The organism is Oceanobacter sp. 4_MG-2023 (assembly GCF_030689165.1).
Lineage (GTDB): Bacteria > Pseudomonadota > Gammaproteobacteria > Pseudomonadales > Oceanobacteraceae > Oceanobacter.
In genome coordinates, this window is record NZ_JAUYVV010000002.1 from 14942 (window position 1) to 38523 (window position 23582).

21 protein-coding genes are annotated in these 23582 nt (G+C 51.5%); 13 read left to right on the forward strand and 8 right to left on the reverse strand.

Annotated elements, in window-relative coordinates; translation table 11 throughout:
* Window positions 1-171: 171 nt before the first annotated feature.
* Window positions 172-1182, forward strand: coding sequence for an adenosine deaminase (locus Q8W24_RS01755; protein WP_305474183.1), 1011 nt, complete (start codon window positions 172-174; stop codon window positions 1180-1182).
* A gap of 24 nt (window positions 1183-1206) precedes the next feature.
* On the opposite strand, the gene Q8W24_RS01760 is transcribed toward Q8W24_RS01755, so the two are convergent.
* Entirely contained in the window at window positions 1207-1686 is a 480-nt protein-coding gene (locus Q8W24_RS01760; RefSeq protein ID WP_303434390.1) for a NifB/NifX family molybdenum-iron cluster-binding protein, read from the reverse strand.
* 219 nt (window positions 1687-1905) lie between these two features.
* A complete protein-coding gene (locus tag Q8W24_RS01765) occupies window positions 1906-2469 on the reverse strand; it encodes a flavodoxin (RefSeq protein WP_305474184.1) in 564 nt (187 codons plus the stop codon).
* Window positions 2470-2994: 525 nt separating this feature from the next.
* Here Q8W24_RS01765 and Q8W24_RS01770 point away from each other — a divergent pair.
* A complete protein-coding gene (locus tag Q8W24_RS01770; RefSeq protein WP_303434392.1) occupies window positions 2995-3396 on the forward strand; it encodes a GFA family protein in 402 nt (133 codons plus the stop codon).
* A gap of 59 nt (window positions 3397-3455) precedes the next feature.
* On the opposite strand, the gene rimO is transcribed toward Q8W24_RS01770, so the two are convergent.
* Window positions 3456-4871, reverse strand: a complete 1416-nt coding sequence (rimO, locus tag Q8W24_RS01775) for a 30S ribosomal protein S12 methylthiotransferase RimO (RefSeq protein WP_305474185.1) — start codon at window positions 4869-4871, stop codon at window positions 3456-3458.
* Between the two features lie 226 nt (window positions 4872-5097).
* On the opposite strand from rimO, the gene Q8W24_RS01780 reads away from it, so the two are divergent.
* Together Q8W24_RS01780 and Q8W24_RS01785 are read left to right on the forward strand one after the other, a co-directional pair.
* Window positions 5098-5652, forward strand: a complete 555-nt coding sequence (locus tag Q8W24_RS01780; protein ID WP_305474186.1) for a PspA/IM30 family protein — start codon at window positions 5098-5100, stop codon at window positions 5650-5652.
* Window positions 5653-5691: 39 nt separating this feature from the next.
* Entirely contained in the window at window positions 5692-6879 is a 1188-nt protein-coding gene (locus tag Q8W24_RS01785; protein ID WP_305474187.1) for a DUF3524 domain-containing protein, read from the forward strand.
* A gap of 54 nt (window positions 6880-6933) precedes the next feature.
* Here Q8W24_RS01785 and Q8W24_RS01790 read toward each other — a convergent pair whose 3' ends face one another.
* From Q8W24_RS01790 to Q8W24_RS01800, 3 genes are all read right to left on the reverse strand, one after another.
* Window positions 6934-7521, reverse strand: a complete 588-nt coding sequence (locus tag Q8W24_RS01790; RefSeq protein WP_305413138.1) for a DUF2057 family protein — start codon at window positions 7519-7521, stop codon at window positions 6934-6936.
* A gap of 275 nt (window positions 7522-7796) precedes the next feature.
* On the reverse strand, window positions 7797-8735 hold the full coding sequence (locus tag Q8W24_RS01795; protein WP_303434397.1) for a porin: 939 nt from the start codon (window positions 8733-8735) through the stop codon (window positions 7797-7799).
* A 130-nt stretch (window positions 8736-8865) separates the two neighbouring features.
* Window positions 8866-9852 (reverse strand): TRAP transporter substrate-binding protein, encoded by a 987-nt coding sequence (locus tag Q8W24_RS01800; protein WP_305413140.1) that lies wholly within the window; start codon window positions 9850-9852, stop codon window positions 8866-8868.
* 394 nt (window positions 9853-10246) lie between these two features.
* On the opposite strand from Q8W24_RS01800, the gene Q8W24_RS01805 reads away from it, so the two are divergent.
* From Q8W24_RS01805 to Q8W24_RS01830, 6 genes are all read left to right on the forward strand, one after another.
* Entirely contained in the window at window positions 10247-12109 is a 1863-nt protein-coding gene (locus Q8W24_RS01805; RefSeq protein WP_305413142.1) for an ATP-binding protein, read from the forward strand.
* Window positions 12106-13461 (forward strand): sigma-54 dependent transcriptional regulator, encoded by a 1356-nt coding sequence (locus Q8W24_RS01810; protein ID WP_303434400.1) that lies wholly within the window; start codon window positions 12106-12108, stop codon window positions 13459-13461. The genes Q8W24_RS01805 and Q8W24_RS01810 overlap by 4 nt, the downstream gene beginning before the upstream one ends.
* A 378-nt stretch (window positions 13462-13839) precedes the next feature.
* Window positions 13840-14373: a TRAP transporter small permease gene (locus Q8W24_RS01815; protein ID WP_303434401.1), complete on the forward strand. Its 534-nt coding sequence runs from the start codon at window positions 13840-13842 to the stop codon at window positions 14371-14373.
* A complete protein-coding gene (locus Q8W24_RS01820; RefSeq protein WP_305452878.1) occupies window positions 14373-15761 on the forward strand; it encodes a TRAP transporter large permease in 1389 nt (462 codons plus the stop codon). The genes Q8W24_RS01815 and Q8W24_RS01820 overlap by 1 nt, the downstream gene beginning before the upstream one ends.
* Before the next feature lie 463 nt (window positions 15762-16224).
* Window positions 16225-16719, forward strand: a complete 495-nt coding sequence (locus tag Q8W24_RS01825) for a TIGR00645 family protein (protein WP_305474368.1) — start codon at window positions 16225-16227, stop codon at window positions 16717-16719.
* Window positions 16720-16827: 108 nt separating this feature from the next.
* Window positions 16828-17454, forward strand: coding sequence for a MarC family protein (locus tag Q8W24_RS01830; protein ID WP_305413145.1), 627 nt, complete (start codon window positions 16828-16830; stop codon window positions 17452-17454).
* A 13-nt stretch (window positions 17455-17467) separates the two neighbouring features.
* On the opposite strand, the gene Q8W24_RS01835 is transcribed toward Q8W24_RS01830, so the two are convergent.
* Both Q8W24_RS01835 and Q8W24_RS01840 read right to left on the reverse strand, forming a co-directional pair.
* Window positions 17468-17677 carry a hypothetical protein gene (locus Q8W24_RS01835; protein ID WP_305474188.1) on the reverse strand — a complete coding sequence of 70 codons (210 nt, stop codon included), beginning with the start codon at window positions 17675-17677 and terminating at the stop codon, window positions 17468-17470.
* On the reverse strand, window positions 17674-18897 hold the full coding sequence (locus Q8W24_RS01840; protein WP_305474190.1) for a GNAT family N-acetyltransferase: 1224 nt from the start codon (window positions 18895-18897) through the stop codon (window positions 17674-17676). Before Q8W24_RS01840 ends, Q8W24_RS01835 begins: the two co-directional genes overlap by 4 nt.
* A 152-nt stretch (window positions 18898-19049) precedes the next feature.
* Between Q8W24_RS01840 and Q8W24_RS01845 the strand changes: the two genes are divergently transcribed.
* The 3 genes from Q8W24_RS01845 to Q8W24_RS01855 all read left to right on the forward strand — a co-directional run bounded on the left by Q8W24_RS01845 (window position 19050) and on the right by Q8W24_RS01855 (window position 23125).
* Entirely contained in the window at window positions 19050-19508 is a 459-nt protein-coding gene (locus Q8W24_RS01845) for an HIT domain-containing protein (protein ID WP_303434407.1), read from the forward strand.
* 20 nt (window positions 19509-19528) lie between these two features.
* On the forward strand, window positions 19529-20329 hold the full coding sequence (locus tag Q8W24_RS01850; protein WP_305474191.1) for a hydroxyacylglutathione hydrolase C-terminal domain-containing protein: 801 nt from the start codon (window positions 19529-19531) through the stop codon (window positions 20327-20329).
* 309 nt (window positions 20330-20638) lie between these two features.
* On the forward strand, window positions 20639-23125 hold the full coding sequence (locus Q8W24_RS01855) for a glycosyltransferase family 2 protein (RefSeq protein WP_305474193.1): 2487 nt from the start codon (window positions 20639-20641) through the stop codon (window positions 23123-23125).
* Window positions 23126-23582 lie beyond the last annotated feature (457 nt).

Genomic DNA, 23582 nt, shown 5'->3' on the forward strand with positions numbered 1-23582 from the left:
TGGCCAAAGTGCTGACCGACTGGTCAACAAACTGGACGATCCTGTCTTTCTGACAGATTCCTCGACTGACCGACTGGTTCTGTTACGCCGGGCACGAGACAATAACCGGCTTGATGGTCGCGTCTTTTTAGGCGATTGTTTTTTTGTAATTGAGGCAACCGACAGAGCAACATGACTGATTTCAATCAATGGCTGTGCGCCATGCCAAAAGCAGAACTCCATTTGCACATCGACGGTAGCCTGCAGGCCAGCCGCCTGCTGCAGTTAGCCGCCAAAAACGGAGTGGCGATTCCTTACGACAGCGTGGCGTCGGTCGAGGCTGCTTATAACTTTCAGGATCTGCAAAGCTTTCTGGATTTGTATTACCTCGGCGCTTCGGTTCTGCGTGATGAGGAAGACTTTTACCACCTGATGAAGGACTACCTGGATAAGTGCCGTGAGCAGCATATTGTTCATACCGAGATCATGGTAGAGCCTCAGACCTACCTGCCTTATGGCGTGGCGGTTGAAACCGTATTAAACGGCTTTCGGGCAGCGATTCAGGATGCCAAGGCAGAGTGGGGCCAGTCGGCGCTGATGATTCTGAGCCTGCTGCGCCATCTGAGTGAAGAGGAAGGCCTGGCCATGCTGGAAAGCGTAAAGCCGTATCGCGATGATTTTGTCGCCATCGGCCTGGCCAGTGCCGAGCAAGGCAATCCACCGGAAAAATTTGCTCGCCTGTATCAGGCCGCCAAAGATCAAGGCTATCAGCTGATTGCCCATGCCGGAGAAGAAGGGCCGCCGGAATATATCTGGGGAGCGCTGGATATACTGAATGTGGATCGTGTGGATCATGGTGTGCGCAGTGTGGAAGACGCTGCCCTGGTACAACGCTTGGTTGACGAGCAGGTGCCGCTGACAGTATGCCCATTATCTAACGTGCGTTTGAGGGTGTTCGACACCATGGCTGACCACAATATTCTGGCCATGCTGGAGCAGGGCCTGTGTGTGACGGTAAATTCGGATGATCCCACGTATTTTGGTGGCTTTATCAATGAAAATTTCACCGCACTGGCCGACGACCTGGGTATGACCAAGGCGCAAGCCGTGCAACTGGCGGCGAACAGCTTCCGGGCCAGCTTCCTGAGTGATACCGACAAACAGGCATTTGAGCAGCAGTTGCAGCAGTACGCCGCTGGCTAATGCAGCAACAAGGCGGGCGGTGGTTTAGCCGTCCCAGCCTTCGTCATCCATATCATCAAAGCGGCTATCGGTTTTGTTCTGGGATTTGTCTTTGATGATCTTGGCCAGCCAGAACTCTGGCGTGCCGTTTAACTGCTGCTGGATGTCGGCAATCAGATCTTCCACATCCGGCCCACCACTGACCTTGATCGGGTTGATTCCCAGCGCGATCAGTTGTCGGGAGGCTGATCCGCCAATCGAACCACAGTAAACAACGTCGGCTCCGACCAACCAGGACAGCTTGGGCTTCAATTTGTCTTCGTTACCATCTTTCTTTTCGTAGCCAAAGGATTGGCTGGCCAGCAGTTCGGCCGAGTCCGCGTTTACCGCAAACAGATAAAACGCCTGGGCCGAGCCAAAGTGTTGATCAACCATATCGCCATCCATCGAGGCGAAGGCAACCAGTATGGATTGGGGGTCCGCTGGTACGTCGGCGACACAGGCGACACTTGTCAATTCGTTCATACTCTCTCCGCTGCTGAAGGCTCAATCATACTGGGGCTCTGCTGACAGAAGCTGCAAGCAGCAGGCCATAAGGCGGAGCGGCAGAGGAATATTTATTCTAATAAAATCAAAAGGTTATGATTTAAAGAACGAGCATTGAGGCGGTGATGTATGGCAGCGGACAGGCTTTTGTCGGCTTTGCGACAAAAGCCTGTCCGCCAGGCAGCTCACGAAAACGACTCAGGCAAGAGCGGTGTTGTGCTCCAGAGCGGCCTGGAGTTCCGGTTTGATCTGGCTGATCCAGCCTCGCATGCGTTGTTCGGTTTCCAGCCCCTGATTTTTATTGTCGAGGGCGAGGCCGACAAAACGGTCATCGATGACGGCTCTGGAATGCGAATAAAGGTAGCCATCGGTACTCCAGCTACCAATGATGTTGGCACCCAGGCCCTTGAACAGGCTGTATAACTCAAACATGGCATCGCAATAACGATCGCCGTATTTGACCTGGTTACCCAACCCATAAATCGCGACCGTTTTACCGCTGAAATCGGCCCCTTCCAGTTGTGGCAAAAAATCCAGCCAGCTGCCACTGCGGATATTGGTGGCGGTGCCAGGCAATTGCCCTTCAGCATAAGTCGCTGTGCCGATAATCAGGGCTGGATATTGCAGCAGGTCGTCGAGGCTGGCCCGGTTGATGTTCAACGGCTTGGCCGCGAGTTCATCGCCCAGTAATTTGGCCATTTTTTTCCCGATCAGGCGGGTTGTACCGGTGTCCGTACCAAAAAAGATGCCTACTTGATTCATAGCTGAATGCCTCTGCTGGATGCGTGGATGACATGGCACCTGCAAGATAAAAACCAGAACAAGGATAACCACCGATTGTGCCTGCAGGGCTGGCAGGCTGTGGCCTGGCGCTGTCGCGACCGGCATGCTGGTGAACTCGGAGCAGGCCAGTCATGTACGCTAGCCGACCCGAATATGTATTGAATATAACAATGTCGCAGTTCAGTAACCCGGGCATGTATCCATGGGCACGGGTGGCAGGTGTGCGGATGGCAGGTGTGCGGATGGCAGGTGTGCGGATGGCAGGTGTGCGGATGGCAGGTGCAGATTGCGTTATTTCAACAAAGGAAGGTTTATAAACAGAAAACGTCTGGTTGTTACTCCAGAGTTCAAACGCAGAGTGTATCCTTGCTGAGGGATCAAAGGGGATACCATTACCGAAGCCTGCCCAGCGGCAGGCGTTAACTGTTTTCCCTGCTAACCATAACCATAACCATAACCATAACCATAACCATAACCATAACCATAACCATGGAAGGAGTGCTGATGACGAATTATTCGGGTTCGTGCCTGTGTGGCGCTGTGAGTTTTACCATAACCGGTGAGTTTGATCGTTTTTATTTGTGTCATTGCCAGCACTGCCAAAAAGACACAGGGTCGGCTTATGCGGCCAATCTGTTTTCTTATACCGCTGAATTGGTCTGGCAGTCGGGAGCCGAGGCTGTGACCTCTTTTACGCTTCCCGGCACTCGCCATAACAAGAGTTTTTGTCAGCGTTGTGGTTCCGCATTACCCTGCACTCAGAGCGCAGGTTTGCTTGTTGTTCCAGCAGGGTGTCTGGACACGGACATCACCATGTTACCAACCGCGCATCTCTTTTTATCCAGCAAAGCGACCTGGGAAGAGGGCTTGGAGGAGGTGGCGAAGTTCGATGGGCTGCCCGATTGAACTAACGAGCCGCCGTGAGGGCGCAGCGGCTCGTTGTTATGACGCTGGGAACCAGGCTCTCAGTCATCGATCCGGCTTTGTGGTGCTTCCATAACGGGTGAGCCCCACAAGTCGTATTCATCGGCGTGTTCGATTTCCACGTCGATGATATCGCCGGGTTCGCACTCATGGAATTCGTTCAGGTACACCATGCCGTCGATATTGGGGGCGTCGCCCATGGTGCGGCCAACGGCCCCTTCGTCGTCGATCTCATCAATAACAACCGGCATTCGCTGACCAATCTTGCGGGCCAGCTTGCGGGTGCTGATAACTTGCTGGGTTTGCATAAAACGGTCGAAGCGTTGTTGCTGGATTTCGGGGTCAACGTGGTCGGGCAGGTCGTTGGCTTTGGCGCCATCAACCGGGCTGTATTTGAAGCAACCGACGCGGTCGAGTTCGGCTTCTTCGAGCCAGTCGAGCAGCAGCTGGAAGTCTTCTTCAGTTTCACCGGGAAAACCCACCACAAAGGTGGAGCGGATCACCAGTTCAGGGACAATCGAACGCCATTTTTTGATCCGTTCCAGGGTGTTCTCAGCGTGAGCCGGCCGTTTCATCAGTTTCAGAATACGTGGGCTGGCGTGCTGGAACGGAATATCCAGGTACGGCAGGATTTTGCCTTCGGCCATCAGCGGCAGTACGTCATCAACGCTGGGGTAGGGGTAAACATAGTGCAGGCGTACCCAGGCACCGAGATTGCCGAGTTCGTTACACAGATCGAACAGTCGGGTTTTAACCGGTTTGCCGTTCCAGAAATCGGTGCGGTATTTACGGTCAACGCCATAAGCGGAGGTGTCTTGTGAGATCACCAGGATTTCACGGGTACCGGCTTCGACCAGGCGTTTGGCTTCGTCCAGTACGTCTCCAATCGGGCGGGAGACGTGTTTGCCGCGCATGTCGGGAATAATGCAGAAAGTACAGCTGTGGTTGCAGCCTTCGGATATTTTCAGGTACGAGTAGTGACGCGGGGTCAGCTTGACGCCTTGCGGTGGCAGCAGGTCGGTAAAGGGGTCGTGTTCCTTGCTGACCGGTGGCACCCACTCGTGGACGGCGGTCATGACTTCTTCGTAGGCCTGGGGGCCGGTGATGGCGAGAATATTCGGGTTTTGTTCGCGGATGGTCTCGGCGTCTTTGCCCTTGCCCATACAGCCAGTCACGATCACCTTGCCGTTTTCGGCCATGGCTTCGCGAATGGCTTCCAGTGATTCCTGTTTGGCGTCGTCGATAAAACCGCAGGTATTGACTACCACCACGTCGGCATCGTCGTAGCTGTTGACCACATCGTAGTTATCTATGCGCAGTTGCGTCAGAATGCGTTCGGAGTCGACCAGCGCCTTCGGGCAGCCAAGGCTTACAAAGCCTACTTTGCCGCTGCGGCCAGCCGTCCCTGAGCCGGTAGACGGGGTGACGGAAGGAGTTGTGTCGGAGTGGTCTGTCATGCGTCGTCTCTGTAAGCCGAAGGAAAAAGTAAGCCTGCGACACCGTTCGGGTAGAACAAGTATCGCGACGGGCTCTGATTCAAAAAAGTGCGTCAGTTTACCTGACTGCAGCGCTCTCGTCATGGCAGTCTGCAACCGCGCTGAGGCTCTGCTATTGTCCGCGGCGGCTGTCAGAAATATGGTCAAGAGTGTGCAGGCGATGTGTTACGCAAAGAGGGAACAGGAAATGAGTGTAGTGGTGGATGCAGGACGCGGGGCCGGGCGAGGTGTGGTGGGCGGACTGTTGCTGTGGGTATCGCTGGTGCAGCCGTTATGGGCTGGCGAGTATTATATTTGCACGGACGCGGCGGGTAAAAAGCTGTTTTCGCAAATGCCTTGCCCGGATCATTACCCATCGGAACAAGCACAATCGTATGAAGTACCGGCGAATACCGGGGCGTTGTTGTCACCGGATGCTGCCAGTGCCGGGGATCGTCAGATCAGTGATGATAATCCGGGGCTTAAAAACCTGACTGCCAATAATCGGCGTCTGGTATTGCAGCGTCAGCTGGCCCAGGCTCAAAAAAGGTTGTCGCAGCTGTCACAGCAACAAACGCAGGCGTTGGCGGCATTGCAGCAAACCCGCGATGGCATTGCTGGTACCAATGCTGCTAATCGTCGCCAGCAACTGGATGATCAGATTAACGCACAAAAAGAGCAATATGAGTCGCAACGACAGGCGTTAACCCAGCGTATTGAGGCGTATCAATCAGAGTTGAATCAATTGTCGAGCGAGCGTTGAGCGAATGTTGCACCAGACACAGTGGCCAGGTGAGTGAGTATGTCTGCAGCCCCGAAAATACTGTTGTTGTCGGCGTATCGTTCGGACAGTCATGGTTACTGGGCCGACTGGTTACAGGAGGAACTGGATGCCGACTGGCGGGTACTGGAACTGCCCGGACGCTATTTTCGCTGGCGTATCCGCGGCAATCCCTTGTCGTGGCTGGATGAACTGGCTCAGTTACTGACAGCGTGGCAACCCGATCGGATTTTAGCCACCAGCATGGTGGACCTGGCGACGCTCAAGGGGTTGTTTCCAGCGTTGGCCGGTGTGCCCTGCAGCTATTATTTCCATGAGAACCAGTTTGCGTACCCGGTGGCGAGTGGGCAGCACAGCTCCATTGATCCCTTGATGGTGCAGCTGTATGGCGCGTTGGCGGCGGATGAACTGCTGTTTAACTCCCGTTTTAATCAGCAGAGTTTTCTTGATGGTGTGGATGCGCTGTTGCAGCGTCTGCCGGATCATTTACCCGAAAATATTGCTATCCGGCTGGAGAAAAAATGCCGGTGGTTGCCAGTGCCTGTGGTGGTTCCGGAGCCAACGGAGAGTGCTCAAAACAATATTATACCGTTATCTTCTGCAGCGGAGGCGGGTGCCAATGCCGATGACACGGCAGTCCCGCGGAGTACACCATTGCTGCTTTGGAATCATCGCTGGGAATACGATAAGCAACCGGAAGATTTTCTGCAGTTGCTGACTGTTTTGAAGGGGCAGGGTATCGCTTTTCGTTTGGCCTTGCTGGGGCCTCGGCCGTCACGGGTGCCGGCGGCGCTGACGGCTATTCGGCAACAGTTTGCCGAGGCCATTGTGGTGGATGGTCGGGTCAGTCGGGAAGCGTATATTGGCTGGTTAATCCAGGCGGATGTGGTGGTCAGTACTGCTATACATGAGTTTCAGGGCGTGTCGGTACTGGAGGCTGCTGCGATGGGAGCCATTCCCTTGGTGCCGGATGCGTTGTGTTATCGCGAGCAGTATCCGGCAATGTGTCGGTATCCACCCGGCGATATGGTGGCTGCCGGACGTTGTCTGGTCGGGCTGTTGGGTCAACCCAGGCCTGAGTTGCTGTTGCGGCCATGGTTGGCCAATGATCCAGAGCATCGGGTCTGTCAGCCGGATACGGTCGCGACAGTATTGGCCAGTGAAGGCTGGCAGCAGTGGTTGCTTAACCAGAGTATTGATGGGCAGTAAGCGCATAAACGCAGCAACTCTTGCCTGATCGGTGGGGAGTTGCCTTGCGGGATGTTATTGCTGCTGCTGTAACCACTGCTGGAAGGCGGCCTTGTCATTGTCGCTACTGGCGGCCCAGATATCCTGTAGCTGTTCCAATCGGGTGACACCGTCTTGAATACTGTCGGCTGCGACGTAGGTGACATTATCTTTCTGCTTGATAACCGGCTGGCCGGTGATTTTGTGATTATCACCAATCAGCCAGATCGGAGAGCTGCTTTGTAATTCTTCGGCCTGGTCTCGGTCCCTGACTGGGGCATGGGTCAAAACATAGCGTTGGCTGGCACGAAAATCACTGTCGATGGCAACCGGTTGCCAGCGAATCAGATAGCCGGATTCGTCAGGCGTATTCCAGTTTTCTTCGTACTGCACCACGATGCGCTGGCTGCCTTCGGTGAGCAACAGTCGGTATTGGCCGGTGTAGAGGTTGGGTGAGTCGACATTCTGACCATTGATTGCCAGTACTCGCAGGGTTGACGGCACAATGACCTCGACATCGCCCTGGCCCAGGGTAGGGAGGTCGTTCGACGGCTGCACGGAGGAGACCGAGCAGGCCCAGAGCAGGGAGGTCATGGCAACGAATATGGCTTGCAGAATTTTCATTAGTACACAATCTTCAGTAGCAGGTGTTGGGTAGTGTCTGGTAATGCCTTTGGGTGGAGTCTTCTGACCGTATACCGGCGAGGTACTGGATGACGCTGGTATCGTGTCAGTATCAAAGACCAAAAAGCCCACTCAGCAGAGTGGGCTTATGGGGGCTACGATAGCTCATCAGATTGCGTCAGCCCATACCACACAGGTCTTAAGTGCTCTCCGTATCCGTGTTACTACCTGTACTACGACGGAGGGAGTATGGGCCGATGATTTCTGTTAGCGACTTAGAAGTCGTAGCGCACACCCAGCTCGGCCAGGGTTTTGGCATCGCCATGGTCGCGGACAGTATCCAGGCGCTCAACCGACAGCCAGACTTGCATTTGCTTGTCGAGGGCGTTGACGTATTCCACTTTTTTGGAGGCCAGATCGCCGCTGTCATCACAGCTGTTCAGAGCGTAACGGGCGTGTACTTTATGGACACCCATTTTGTAAGCACCGTATACCGCGTTGGTGGCAGTTGCTTCACCTGAACAAATGTTGCTGGTGGTGAAGTCATAGTCACTTTGGGCGCGTTGGGTAAAGGCAGACAGTGTCAGCTGGTCTGCGGTGTACCAGACGCGAGCACCCAGCAGCATGCCTTCGTTGTCACCGGTCTTGTCTTTCAAAAGCGCAACCTGGCCTTTGAAATTGCCAGTCTTGTATTCGGCACCGGCTTGTAATGAGTCGATGTTGTTGCCGTCAGAGCTGTTGCCGGAACCGGTATTTTCGGTCTGGATACCAGCACCGACTGTCAGGCCACCGTTTTTGTAGTAGTAATGGGTCAGGCCGTCATCACGAATGCTGTACATACGCAGGCTGTCTGAACCATTGCTGAAATAAGCGCCACGAACAAATTTGTGCCATACCGTGGTTTGTGAACCGTGGTACAACTCACCAAACTTGCCCTTGATACCGACGTAACCCAGACGCAGGCTCAGGCCTTCTTTTTGGTGGTAGTGGTCAACTTCGTATTCCAGCTGGGCAACAGCGGTCAGGCCGTGGTCCAGCTTTTTGCTGCTTTTGATACCAATACGAGACAGTTCGTCATCACTGCCGATGGCTTTGTCGTCTTTATTCAGGGCAATCCGGAGAGAACCGTAAAAATCCACGTTGGCTTCTGCGGCGAAGGCAGCGGTGGTCATCAGGCTCAGGGAAATGGCTGTTGCGATCCTGGTCAGTTTCATTGTTTCACTCTCATTATTGTTATTGGCCTATGGCCGATCTTCGTTATCAACACATGTGCGTCATTACCGGCCTGAATGTTTCAGGGCCGGTAATGGGCAGGGTCATACAAGGTCGTACAAGTAGAAGGTCTTACTGGTTGTTGGCTTCCAGAGCGGCGCCAATCAGGTCTGGACCAATTTCATCGGCAAACATGTTCCAGACAGGTTTCATGGCATCAACCCACTGTTGACGCTCGGCATCTGTCAGGGTCAGTACGGTTGTTTTGCCGGAATCGATGATTTTTTGACGATCTTCAGCATCTTTTTGCAGGGCAATGGTGTTGCCGTATGCGATGGATTCATCCATGGCGGCTTTCAGCTTGGCGCGAACGTCGTCAGACAGGCCGTACCAGAATTCGGCAGAAGTCACGACCATGTAGTCGAGCAGACCATGGTTGGTTTCGGTAGCGTATTTTTGAACTTCAAAGAATTTCTTTGAATAGGTGTTGGACCAGGTGTTTTCCTGACCATCAATGGCTTTGGTTTGCAGCAGGGTAAATACTTCAGAGAACGGCTTTTTCAGCGGAATTGCTTGTACGGCTTCAAACTGAGCCTGCAATACATCGGATGTCATGATGCGGTATTTCTGACCGGCAATGTCCGCAGGCACACGGATCGGGTTGCTATCGGTCAGCTGTTTCATGCCGTTGTGCAGGTAGCCCAGACCAACCAGCAGTTTGCTTTCCATGGATTTCAGCAGTTTCTGACCTTCAGGGCCTTTTTGAAAGCGATCAACAGCGTTGATGTCTTTGAACAGGAAAGGCAGGTCGAAAATTTGCAGTTGGTCGGTGTACTTCTGGAACTTGGACAAGGCTGGCGCAGCGATTTCAACATCACCCAGCTGCATGGCTTGCAGGACGCTGGAGTCAGTGAACAGCTGTGAGTTAGGGTATACCTTGACTTCAACCTGACCTGGTAAAGCCGATTCTGCCAGCTCCTTGAATTTCAGGGCCATTTGGCCTTTGGGCGTATTTTCTGCCACGACGTGGGAAAACTTGATTTCAATCGGCGCGGCTGCGGCCTGATTAAACGTTACCAGGCTGGCGCAAGCCAGAATAGTGGCGACTAAGGTTTTCATGGACGATCCTCACTCTTAATTTTTATTGGTGTATTGGATGTTGAATATTCTGGAAATGTCCTGGAATAAGTGTGTGACCAGAACGATTTCATTAGGGTGGGAGGGTAAGCAACCAGTATGCCAATCAATTGGTCTGAATGGGGATGTTAGCCGTTTGGCTAATGCCTCTGCCTTGCGGTAGCTATCGTTGAGCGAATGCTTAAAATGCCGTTGCTGCGGGGCTTGTACTGGCTCAACCCGGTATTTTGCGGGGCTGGGCTAAGGCTCCAGGAGCTGGTCCGTCACCTGCTGTGGCCATGACGGGCGGTGCGCCAGAGTAAATGTCCGGTCTGTTTTTTATTTTTAAGGGTGTTTTTATGCACGTTGAATATATCAAATGGGTGGAATGCCACCCATGATATCGGCATTTGATCATGACTCGAAAGATGAGCCGCTACATCTGGTACATGAAGGTGAGCGTCGTTCCATGACTTTTTTGTTGACGGCGTTGCTATTGGGCTGGGTGATCAGTGTGGTGCTGGTGATTGCCGCGGTCTGGCAGGTGCAAGAGGAAGAAGCGCTGGAGGAGCTGGCGGCAGACGCGACGGTAATGGCAGGCAGTATCAGTCAGCGCTTGCAGCAATACAGTGGCATCGCTGATGCTGTGTCGAATTTGCGCACGCTGAAAACCGTGCTGGGTGCGCCGGTTCCTGCTGGGCTGGATAAATTGAACCGGTTTCTGCAGCAAACCAATCGCAGCCTGGGCAGCGATACCCTGTTTGTTCTGGGTCTGGATGGCGAGGTTATTGGCGCGAGCAATTACGGCACCGAGAACAGCTCTGTTGGGCATAACTTTGCCTTTCGGCCTTATTTTCAACAGGCGGCACTGGGGGAAAGCGTCAGTTATTACGCCGTGGGTATGATTACCAAAGGCCGCGGCTATTATTTTGCCGCGCCGATTCGCAGAGAGGGTAAGGTCCTGGGAGTGGTGGTGGTGCATGTTCTGCTGGAGTCGGTGTTTGAGCGTCTGGCTGCCGGGCAGAATGACTTTTTGCTGGTGGGCTACGACTCGATTATTTTTGCTTCTTCGAATCCGGATTGGCAAATGCGCAGTCTGCAGCGCTTGCCAGAAGCACAGCGCGAGGCGATCCGGCAGTCGCGCCGGTATGGTGATTATTCGCTGTCTCCCATCGCCAATCATTCTGACCGTACGCCCGATGTCTTTAACGATACCTATGTTCAGCTGGCTTCCGGGGGTGTGGTGCAGCGTTACCTGGTAGGGCGGGCGCTGGTGCGGCAAGCCGGTTGGCATGTATTTGCCCTGATGCCGCGGGTGGCGTTGCTGCAGCGTATCTTGCAGTTCTGTGTTTATTATACGCTGGTGTACGGCTTGCTGGTTCTGTTCTGGTTGTATTGGCGCAAGCGCACCGAGGTGCAGCGACATGTCAACAGTATGAATATGGAGCTGGAGCGGCGGGTGTCGTCGCTGACGTCAGAATTGACCGAGTCCAATACCGAGCTGCAGCAACTGGTGGCGCATTACCAGCGTACCCAGAGTGAACTGGAAGCGACCCAGGATCAGCTGATCCAGACAGCCAAGCTGGCGGTATTGGGAGAGTTGTCGGCCGGTATCAATCATGAGCTGAATCAGCCGCTGCTGGCCTTGCAGACGTATGCCGAAAACAGTCAGAAATTGCTGGCCCGGGAGCGTTTTGGGCTGGTGGCCGATAACTTACATGAAATCCTGCAGATTACCGATTCCATGCACGCCATTGTGTCGCGCTTCAAGGTGTTTGCGCGGCGCTCGCCGCCGGACCCCCGGCTGGTGGATGTTAATGAAATCATCTCGGCGGCGCTGATGATCATGAAACCTCTGTTAAGGAAGGCTGGTGTGGGTATTGGGGTGGAATTACCCCCAAATGGGCAAATGATCCTGTGTGAGCCGGTGCAGATCCAGCAGGTATTGATCAATTTGTTAACCAATGCGTCGGAGGCCATGGAAGGCATCGATGACGCCAGGGTTCTGGTACGGGTGGAAGATTGTGATGGCCAGATCCGTATTCTGGTGATCGACAATGGCCCGGGGATTGCTAAAGAGCTGCAAAGCAAGATATTTCAGCCTTTTTTTACCACCAAAAGCAAAGGGTTGGGAATCGGTTTGGCATTGTCACGGCGGATTCTGGAAACCCTGTCGGGCAGTCTGGTCGCCGAGTCTGATACCCATGGCGGAACGGTTTTTGTGATGACGCTGCGCAAACATAAGGGAGTGGATGAATGATCGAAGTCTTGGTCGTTGATGATGAAGAAGGCGTGCGCAAGGCGCTGGCTCAAACATTGGAAATCGAAGGGTTTGAGGTGATCACCGCCGCCAACGGCAAAGAAGCGTTGGCGCACGTCACAGGAGACTGGTCGGGCGTGGTGATCACAGACATTAATATGCCAGTGATGGATGGCATGGAATTGATGCATGAAATCCGTCTGGTGGATGCCGATATGCCGGTCATCCTGCTAACTGGCCATGGTGATGTGTCGATTGCGGTAGAAGCCATGCGTCAGGGGGCGTATGACTTTCTGGAGAAGCCGTTTTCAACCGACCATCTGCTGGAGACGGTGCAGCGCGCTCACGAAAAACGCCTGCTGACCCTGGAAAACCGCAAACTGCGTGAAGAAGTCGAAGTGCAGTCGCGGCCGGGGCCTCGCATTATCGGTAATCATATCGATATGAAAAAGCTGCGCGACACCCTGAATCATATTAAAGATACACCGGCGGACGTGCTGATTAATGGTGATACCGGCTGCGGCAAGGAGCTGGTTGCGCGTTATCTGCATACCCATAGCAAGCGCAGCGACAAGGCCTTTGTGGCGATTAACTGCGGTGCGATTCCGGAAAGCCTGATTGAAAGCGAGCTGTTTGGTCATGAGGCCGGAGCCTTTACCGGAGCCGGGAAAAAGCGCGTAGGTAAATTCCAGTACGCAAATGGCGGGACGCTGTTTCTGGACGAAATTGAAAGTATGCCGATGGTGCTGCAGATCAAGATGTTGCGGGTGCTGGAAGAACGCAAGGTCGAGCCTCTGGGGGGGAATCAGCAGATTGATCTGGACGTTCGTGTGGTGGCGGCGACCAAGGTTGATCTGAAGGAAATGAGTGATCGGGGAGAGTTTCGGCTCGATCTGTATTACCGCCTGAATATGGTTCAGGTGCATATTCCGCCGCTGCGCGACCGGCGTGAAGATGTTCCTGTGTTGTTTGAGCATTTTGTCTGGGCGGCCGCTAACCGCTACGGCTCGGAAGTGAATGCCCTGACGGCGGGTCAACGGCAGAACCTGCTGGCCCATGACTGGCCCGGTAACGTGCGTGAGCTACGTAATCTGGCGGAGTGTTTTGTGCTGCTGGGTGGCGAACGGGCGTTCGATAGCTTGTTGAAGTCTGGTGGGACGGCAGGAAGAATTTCGCTGTCGGAGCAAGTCAGTCGTTACGAAGAAATGCTGTTGCGGGAAATCCTCTCACGCCATCAGGGACGACTGAAAGACGCCCAGGAAGAGATGGGGCTGGGGCGCAAGACCCTGTATGAAAAAATGAAAAAATTTGGTTTGGACAAGGAAATGTTCAAGCAGGCAGGGGATGACTAATACCCAAATGACGCTTCGGATGGGTGATTTTCCACCCATTTTTGGAGGTAAATGGCTCTCAGCTGAAAACACTGGACGGCTTTTCGGCTGAATTTATCCGGGCACTCCCGTGTCCGGGGCAGAAATCTCCTCTTCGCTATTTTTTTGCCATTTAACCGGTCCTGCGGCCAATGCCGCGTTAAAAGTCAGGGTTTATCCTTGATGCAGCCACGTTGTTGTGGTCCTGGGTTCGGTCTGGTTCTCGTTTGTTGCAAAAACCATCGCAATATCGCGCTATTGATTTATTTGTTGGCATAGCTATTGCTGATGCCGTGGAGATAACAATACGTACGATTTTCCCGCAGGCCACCTCGGCCGAAAACAATAAAAGGAGAACAGATGGTGAAGTTTATCAATCGTCTGGAAGATATATTGATTGGCTCATTGCTGGTCTGTATTACCTTGCTGGTGTTTGCTGAAGTGGTTATGCGCTTTGGTTTCAGTACCGGTATTCATTGGGCTCAGGAAACGACGCTGTTTATGTCGGCCTGGATGGTATTGCTGGGGGCTGCCTGGGCAGTACGAGAACGTTCCCATATTTGTGTTGATGCTCTGCTGGAACGATTTTCTGCCAATACCCGTAAGTGGGTAATGTTGTTCTCCATTGCTGTCGCGCTGGTTTATTGCGCTTTGTTTTTACAAAGTTCCTGGGTGTATGTCTCCAAGTTACATCTGATCGGTATCGAGCTGGAAGATATTCCTATTCCCAAGTGGACCGTGGTGTCTGGTCTGCTGGTCGGGTTCAGCCTGCTGGCTCTGCGTTTGGTTGAGCTGGGCGTGGCCGTCTGGAAAGGCGAGGCCAATGGTTTCCATGAACACCGGGAATCACTGCTGCATGAAGATGGCTGTGATGAAGCAGAGGAGAAAGCATAATGGTCGCGTTAACCCTGTTCTTGTTGTTGTTTGTCGGTATGGCGCTGGGCTTGCCGATTGCTGTGGCGCTGGGCTTCTCTTCCATGACCGCCATTTTGCTGTTTACCAATGATTCCATGGCGTCGATTGCGCTCAAGCTGTTTGAAGCAGTTTCTGAGCACTACACCTTGCTGGCGATTCCGTTCTTTATCCTGTCGTCTTCTTTTTTGTCATCTGGTGGGGTTGCCCGTCGTTTGATTGATTTCGCTACGGCGGCGATTGGTCACGTTCGTGGTGGTCTGGCGATGGCGTCAGTACTGGCCTGTATGCTGTTTGCCGCGGTATCCGGTTCTTCCCCGGCGACAGTAGCCGCGGTAGGTTCGATTGTTTTGGTCGGTATGGTGCGTGCAGGTTATCCGTTGTCGTTTGCAGCAGGTGCGATTTCTACTGCTGGTACATTGGGTATTCTGATTCCGCCATCGATTGTGATGCTGGTGTACTCTGCGGCGACAGAAGTGTCGGCCTCTCGTATGTTTATGGCGGGTTTTGTACCGGGCATTCTGATTGGTCTGATTCTGATGGTGACTATTTATATTGTTGCCCGGCGTAAAAACTTGCCTGCTGAACCCTTTGTTGGTTTTACCGCCATTCTGAAAGCAGCGTGGAGCGCATCCGGCGGTCTGATGCTGATTATCCTGGTACTCGGGTCCATTTACGCGGGTGTGGCTTCACCAACCGAAGCGGCGGCTGTAGCGGCAGTGTATGGTTTCCTGGTGGCTATTTGGGGATACCGGGATATTGGCCCTCTGAAAGGTCAGCCCTGGCATAAGGACGGTGAAAATACCGTGGCGATGCTGGCGCGTAATATGGTGTTGTTACCGGTAGGTATCTTCCGTTCGGTTTATCACCCGGAAGTGGGTGGGATTGTTCGTGATGCTGCTCGGGTGTCCATTACGCTGCTGTTTATTATTGCCAATGCCATGTTGTTTGCTCACGTTCTGACTTCTGAGCAGATTCCTCATCAGTTGGCGGCAACAATTACCGATTGGGGGCTGCCAGCCTGGGGCTTCCTGATTGTGATGAACATCTTGTTGCTGATGGCGGGTAACTTTATGGAGCCGTCTGCGATTCTGCTGATCATGGCGCCGATTCTGCTGCCAATTGCCTTGCAGCTGGGTATTGACCCGATTCACCTCGGTATCATCATGGTGGTGAATATGGAGCTGGGGATGCTGACACCGCCGGTGGGGCTGAACCTGTTTGTAACAGCGGGTATTACCGGCAAGAGTATTGGCTGGGCAATCAAGGCCTGTGCGCCATGGTTGCTGCTGATGCTGGTGTGCCTGATTGCGATTACCTTTATACCGGAAATCAGCTTGTGGTTACCTAACTATCTGGATGGTCTCTAACGCCAGAGAGTGGGTGTGTTGCCGGGTGGTGAATCCTCCCGGGCAACGCTTTTTTGTTGATACTCTACGATTTGCAACAGCGACTTTTGCCCGGCTCTGCCGGGCTTTTTTTATGCTGCTACCAGACAGGGCAAGAAGGCTGAAGATGGCTGGTAGCAGAAGGGTCTTTACAGCATAAAGCTGAACGTACCGGATTCGGTTTGATGGCAGCTTGGGGAATCCCGGCCTGCTATCTGGTGAGGCAGGTGTTGTTGGCCAGTAAACCACTGCTTTTTGGTTGTTAATAATTGGCCTGGAAATTGCCGAGAAGTTTTGGCAGAGAAGTTGATTGTGGTAATGTCCTTCCTCCAGGCACTGCCAACCGTGTTTCTGTGCAGGGAGCCGAGCCAGGTATCGCTAATCGCTATTGGAGCGCACTGTCTGTTGTGGACGCCTGGCATAACACAAAGGAGTTAATACCGTGATTGAGCAGATGTTTGAACGTCTTATCTATGCATCACGCTGGATTCAGGCACCGATTTATTTGGGGTTGAGTCTGGCGCTGGTGGCTCTGGCCATCAAGTTTTTTGCTGAGCTGGCGCATTTGCTGCCGCATATTCTTGAAGTCAGTGAAACCGATATGGTGCTGGTGTTGCTGTCATTGGTGGATATGGCCCTGGTGGGTGGGTTGATCGTAATGGTGATGTTTTCCGGTTATGAAAATTTTGTCTCGCGTATGGATCTGGATGAAGGCGCGGAAAAACTGGATTGGCTGGGCAAGCTGGATACCGGTTCCTTAAAAAACAAGGTGGCTGCTTCCATTGTTGCAATTTCCTCGATTCATCTGCTTAAAGTGTTTATGAATGCCGAGAATATCAATAATGACAAATTGCTCTGGTATGTGGTGATCCATCTCACGTTTGTATCGTCGGCGGTGGCCATGGGGATGCTCGACAAGATTACTCGCAAGGCTCACTAAGGCATTCTGCCCACGCCTGTCTCACGCCTGTGTTGTTTCCTGACGCCATCCTGAGTGGTGTCGGGAACTGCCCACCGGTATTTTTATTCCTCTGTTTTCTGGATATCTATGAACGAGTGGATCAAGCAGTTTGTGCTGTTGTGGTCGGTGATCGATCCGATTGGCACCATACCGGTATTTATTGCGGTAACAGCCTCAATAAAGAACCCGGTAATGATCCGGCGTATCGCGTACAAGGCCATTACGATTGCGGCCTTGGTAATGCTGTTTTTTGTGATGATGGGCGAAATGCTGCTGGATGCGATGGGCATTCCTCTGGAGGCGTTTCAGGTGGCCGGTGGCCTGGTTTTGTTTCTGTTTGCTTTGTCGATGATTTTTGGTGAAAGCAAGCCGGAGGAAGAAATCAGTATGGTCGCCAAGGGAATGCAAACGGCGGTTTTCCCGCTGGCGATTCCTTCGGTTGCGTCTCCTGGAGCGATGATGGCCGCGGTGTTGCTAACGGATAATCATCGCTTTTCCTTCGTTCACCAGATAGGCACCAGTATGGTGATTCTTTCGGTGCTGATGATTACCCTGGTGTTTATGCTGCTTGCCAGTCGGATTCTGAAAATCATAGGCGAAGGCGGGGCCAGTGTGATCAGCCGGGTGATGGGGTTGATTCTGGCGGCTGTTGCGGTTAATTCCGTGTTGGCCGGTATCCAGATTTATTTTGGTCTTGAGCGCTTTTCATCCTGATTGGCTGTGGCCCTTATGCTTGATGAATGTAGGGCTCGGTGGCTGTCGGGTCGGCCAGATGGTCGAATTCCGAGGTGCGCTCTGCCCGCAAGGCGACCCATCCGGCAACGTCTTCACGCCATTCTTCCATTGGTCTTAAACGCGGCGCTGCCAGCAATTTGGCTTCGGTTCCTTTGTTGGTAAAAACCAGAATATGCTCAACTTTGTAGGCTTGCAGGCTCATGGTGGCGTTTGCTCGTTATCAGACAGGGGGCTGGGTGGCGAAGTGTGCGATGTCGTTGGCAGCTCGTCAAAGGCATTTTCACGGAATGGCAGTAAAGTGGTGGCTTGCTGCTGATAGGCCAGTATCTGGGGCGTTTCCTGGTCAATAAAATTAGCTACAGCGGCCTGGAAGTCGGGGTGCTGTAACTGGTGCAGGCTGGAGGTAATCACCGGCTCAAAGCCACGACTGATTTTGTGTTCGCCCTGGGTACCGGGATCAAAATGATCTAACCCCTGTTCGAGGCAAAACTCGATGCCCTGGTAATAGCAGGCTTCGAAGTGAAGTCCGTCTATTTCCTTTACGCATCCCCAGTAACGACCGTACAGGGTATGGTCATCAAAAAAATACAGGGCGCTGGCCAGGTGTTGTCCATCATGGCTGGCTTCGACCAGCATCATTTGCTGGTTCATGGTGGCTGCCAGCTGTAAGAAAAAGGCATTGTTCAGATAACCCTGCTGGCCGCGTTTCCGGTACGTCAGCTGATAACACCGATAAAACCGCTTTATGGCGGCGGGTGTCAGCTGTTCCCCTGTCAGGCGACAAAGCTGGATATTCATATCGCTCAGGCGCTGCCGTTCCTTGCGCACACTTTTCCGTTTGCGACTGGTAAAAAAGCTGAGGAAATGGTCGAAGCTGCTGTATTGGCGATTAAACCAATGGAATTGGCAAGCCCGCCGGATTAACAACCCCTGTGATTCATTGAGAGTGGCCAGTTCGGCCAGGTCGCTGGCATTGGGGAAATTCAGATGCCAACCGGACATTTCCTGATCGCGGGTATGGTGCTGCAGTGCCTGTATCGCGGATTTCCAGGGAGGGGCTGAGTCGTGGTGACGATAAAGTAGACGTGGGCCGGTTGCCGGGGTGAAGGGGGCGGCGCATAACAGCTTGGGGTAATAACGAAAACCGTGGCGTTGATAGGCATCGGCCCAGCTCCAGTCAAAGACGTATTCGCCATAGCTGTGTTGCTTGCGGAACAGTGGCAAGATCCAGTCTGTCTGGCCGTTGTGGTCTTGGTGCAGCAAATATTCCGGCTGCCAACCGGAATCGTCACCCATGCAGCGGCTGTCTTCCAGTGCTTGCAAAAAAGCGTAGTGCAAAAAAGGGTAGCGCCCTGGCAGCAAGGCTTGCCAGTCGTTTGCCGGGATGTCGGCTATCTGCGATATAACTTGAAATGTCGCCATGAATCAGTGACCTGAGTGTGGAGATTGCCTACTATGAAGATAAAATGTAAGAAGATAAATGCTTGCCCGGGCGGTGGGCGCTTCAGACTGATCGGTTTGCTGATGGTTTGGAAACGCTGCTGACCGAACGTCAAGAACAAGGAGAAAGTACTATGTTTTCCCTCGATAGCCGCCTTCAGGCTGATACCGTATTTGTTGGACGCCTGCCATTGTGTCAGGTGTTGCTGATGAACGACAGTCGTTACCCCTGGGTGATTCTGGTGCCTTTGCGCAAAGATGCCAGAGAGTATTTCCATTTGTCGGTTGCCGATCAGACCCAGATGATGCTGGAGTCTGCCTGGGTGGCCGAAAAAATGGCCGATCATTATGGGGCCAAATCCATGAACGTTGCGGAGCTGGGTAATGTGGTGCCACAGTTACACGTACACCATGTGGTGCGTAATGAAAACGATCCTGCCTGGCCCGGCCCGGTATGGGGTCACAGCCCCGCTGTCCCTTATGGTGTGGATGCGCTGGAGCAACGGGTGCATGAATTGAAAGACTTGTTATCCAGTCATTTTATTGAAGATATGACGGGCGAAGATGATATTGAAAATAACATCTACTGGTAACGGATAAGGGAGAGGCTGTTATGATCGTGTTACGACGTTATATGAATAACAATCTGCGTAATTACAACTACCTGATCGGGTGCGAAGAGACGCGTCAGGCGATTGCCGTGGATCCGCTGGGTGCCGATGAGATGCTGGCACTGGCAGAGGCGCAAGGGTATAAGATCAAGCTGATTCTTAATACCCATGAGCATCACGATCATATCGACGGCAACCCGCGGGTTCAGCAAGTCACAGGGGCGGCTATCTGGGCGCATAAGAACGCGGCGGATCGTATCCCGAATGTAGCTCGTTGGCTGGTGGCCGGTGATGTGGTTGAGTTGGGCACAATTCGTTTGCGGGTGTTGTTTACTCCGGGTCACACCATGGCGCATTTGTGTTTGCTGAGTGACGATGGTGGGCCGGATGGCCAGCCTCTACTGTTTTCTGGTGACACCCTGTTTAATGCCTGTGCTGGCAACTGCAGCCGGGGTGGGGATGTGGACACCATGTACGATACTTTTGTGTCGCAATTCCAGCCGTTGCCGGATGACACCCTGATGTATCCGGGTCATGACTACATGAAAAACAACCTCGGTTTTGCGTTGAGTCGTGAGCCGGATAATGACATGGCCCAGTACTGGCTGGATCAGGTGGCTGCATTTTCCGCCGAAGAGATGCCGGTGATGACACTGGGGCAGGAGCGTACTTATAACCCGTTTTTGCGTTTGCATCAGCCGCAAATCCGGGCGCAATTACAGGTGCAGTTTCCTGAGATGGAGGTCGCCGCGGCGGACCGGGATGTTTTCCGCGCTTTGCGTGCTCTCAGGGATGCGTGGTGACTAGTCAGTTATTTATTTTTTCTGGGTGTTTAACAGGGAAGATATGTGTTAGGTATACCAAACTAGTGTCGGGACGGTTTTTACGATCTAGGTAAGTATCTGAGCGCTGACAGTCTATTACTCAACTTTCATTGTAAGTGTCCTTTCATTGTAAGTGTCATTATTTGAACCATTATTTGACTGCTACAGATCGGATAGTTGACTGAAGTATAAACAAAACATTACAATTGATTGCAAAATTTTGGACCCTCAAAAAGAGAAATTTCAATGGGATTGGGTATAAGAGTCACGCTTAAAAGAATATTAGGAATGGAATCTAATATTAGCCAAAAAAAAGTAGTCGAATGCAGTGATGCTGCAGAAGTGCCTGGTCAGGAAAAAGTAGTTGAATCTGGTGGCGATGTAGAAGTGCCAGATCAGGCAAAAGTTGTCGAATCTGGTGGTGCTGAAGAAGTGCCAGATCAGGAAAAAGTTGTCGAATCCAGTAGTGCTGAAGAAGTGCCAGATCAGGAAAAAGTTGTCGAATACAGTAGTGCTGAAGAAGTGCCAGATCAGGAAAAAGTTGTCGAATCCAGTAGTGCTGCAGAAGTGCCAGATCAGGAAAAAGTTGTCGAATCTGGTGGTGCTGCAGAAGTGCCAGACCAGGAAAAAGTTGTCGAATCAAGTGATGTTATAAGGATATCCACGTTGCCTAATGAAATAACTGCTTATTATAATGTTATAAAAGAATCGGGTTTGCTTGAGGAAGATTATTATATTTCAGCTTATGGTGATTGCGCCCCTTATGAAGATGCTGTTCTTCATTACCTGATGGAAGGGGCAAGTAAATACTATAATCCATCCCAATACTTTTCAACAACATATTATTTAGCTAGTAATGCTGATGTTAAAAATAGTGGTGTTAACCCTTTGTATCACTATATATGTTATGGAGAAAAAGAAGGAAGGGCGCCCAATGCCTTTTTTTCCCCTAGTGCTTACCTTAGATTGAATCCGGATTTGGAAAGTTTTGGTCAAACACTGCTGCTCCATTATCATCTTTACGGGCGTAAGGAAGGACGATTCTACTCAGACTCTGTCAGTGTTTCTAAAAAGGCCGCAAGTCCATATGATGAATGGATAAACAAACATGAGTCAGAGCCTTTTCAATATATTGTTAAAGAACAGCGATCTTTTGCTATCCAGCCGCTCATTTCAATTGTAGTGCCTGTATATAATCCGGATAGAGAGTTTTTGGCGGCCTGTATTGAGTCTGTTATGGCTCAGTCTTATGAGAACTGGGAGCTGTGTTTGGCAGATGATCAATCTACCAAGCCACATGTACGAGAAGTACTGGAAAGCTATCAAACAATAGATTCTCGTATCAAGGTAGTATTTCGCGAAAAAAATGGTCATATATCTGCAGCCAGTAATAGTGCTCTTGAAGTAGCAACTGGCGAATGGACAGCTCTTTTGGATCACGATGATTTACTACAACAGCATGCGTTATTTTATGTCGTAAAAGCTTTGAATGATAATGAGAATGTATCTTTTGTCTACAGTGATGAAGACAAGGTTGATGAAGCTGGTAATCGTATTGACCCTCATTTTAAATCCGATTGGAATCCGGATTTACTCTATGGTCAAAACTACGTGTCCCACCTGGGTGTATATCAAACGGATATAATTAAGCGGATTGGTGGTTTTCGAGTTGGCTATGAAGGTAGCCAGGATTACGATTTGTTATTGCGGTATTCTCGAGAGATTGACCAAAAGAATATTGTACATATTCCACGAGTCCTTTATCACTGGCGTATACTGGAAGGCTCTACGGCTATGGGCTCTGATGAAAAGCCCTACACTACCGATGCAGGAATAAAAGCACTGGAGGATCACTTTGCCGCATTGGGTAAAAATGTGAAGGTTGAAAAAGGTAAGTATGCCAACCTTTATAAGATAAGCTGGCCGTCAGTAGATGAAAATGGCAAGGAACCTTTGGTCTCATTGATTATACCGACCCACAATGGTCGAGATATTACTCAGCAAGCCATTGATTCCATTCTGGAAAAAAGTACTTATCAAAACTTCGAAATTTTATTGGTAGACAATAACTCAAACGATCCAGAGGCTTTGGCTTATTTTGATGAAGTTGGTCAGCATCCAAAAGTGACTCTGCTGAAATACCCTTATCCTTTTAACTACTCGGCGATCAATAACTTTGCAGCCAAAAAAGCAAAAGGCAGCATCATAGGGCTTATTAACAATGACGTAGAGGTTATTACGCCAGATTGGTTAACGGAAATGGTTTCTCATGCCCAACGGGAAGACATCGGTTGTGTGGGTGCCATGTTGTATTATCATAATGACACGATTCAGCATGCCGGTGTCATTATAGGCTTGGGAGGGGTAGCAGGGCACTCCCATAAACACTTCCCTAGAAATCACGCAGGTTATTTCCGCCGTTTGCAATCAGTGCAAAATTTGACTGCGGTTACTGCTGCCTGTTTGCTTATTCGCAAGAGTGTGTTTGATGAAGTGAATGGTCTCAATGAAAAAGATCTGACCGTTGCTTTTAATGATGTGGACTTTTGTTTGAAAGTGAACAAAGCCGGTTACCGAAACCTTTGGACACCGTATGCTGAGTTGTATCACTACGAGTCTATTAGCCGTGGTGAAGAAGATAATCCAGAAAAACTTGAACGTTTTAGAAAAGAAATTGATTATATGAGAACAACCTGGGAAACAGACGGGTACTTTGATAGATACTACAATCCTCACTTGACCATAGGGCGTGAAGATTTCTCTATAGGTGATTAATCCGGGATTTTGACGGTATTGAAAAATAAAGGGAATAAAGAGCTGACAAAGTGAGGTTGACAGGTGTTTACCGCTCAGTCGGCTATGGGGAGTTCCATGTTTATATGCTTCGCCCTTTACTTATCAGTGATGAGCAGCAGCGCGTGAGGTCTTTTACACTTGGCATTCTCTCCGCCGGGATGGCTGGTGAGCGGCTGTCAGTATTATCAGCAGGTTCGCTAGCCCTGTGATGGTAGGCGTTACACTGATTTAGTGTAACGGGTAACCCAACATTGATTGCCACCGTATCTCTGGTTGAAAAGATCAGGGTTTTCCAATGTGTATGCATGTTTTTTGCTGAGCGCTGAGAGACATTGTGTAACACTTTTGGAAGCCTGTTCTGGTTGTGTGTTGTCCAGATTTTGCTGGATGGCTGATGGCTATGGCTACGATGGGTTACTGGTTTTGATATGGGTAT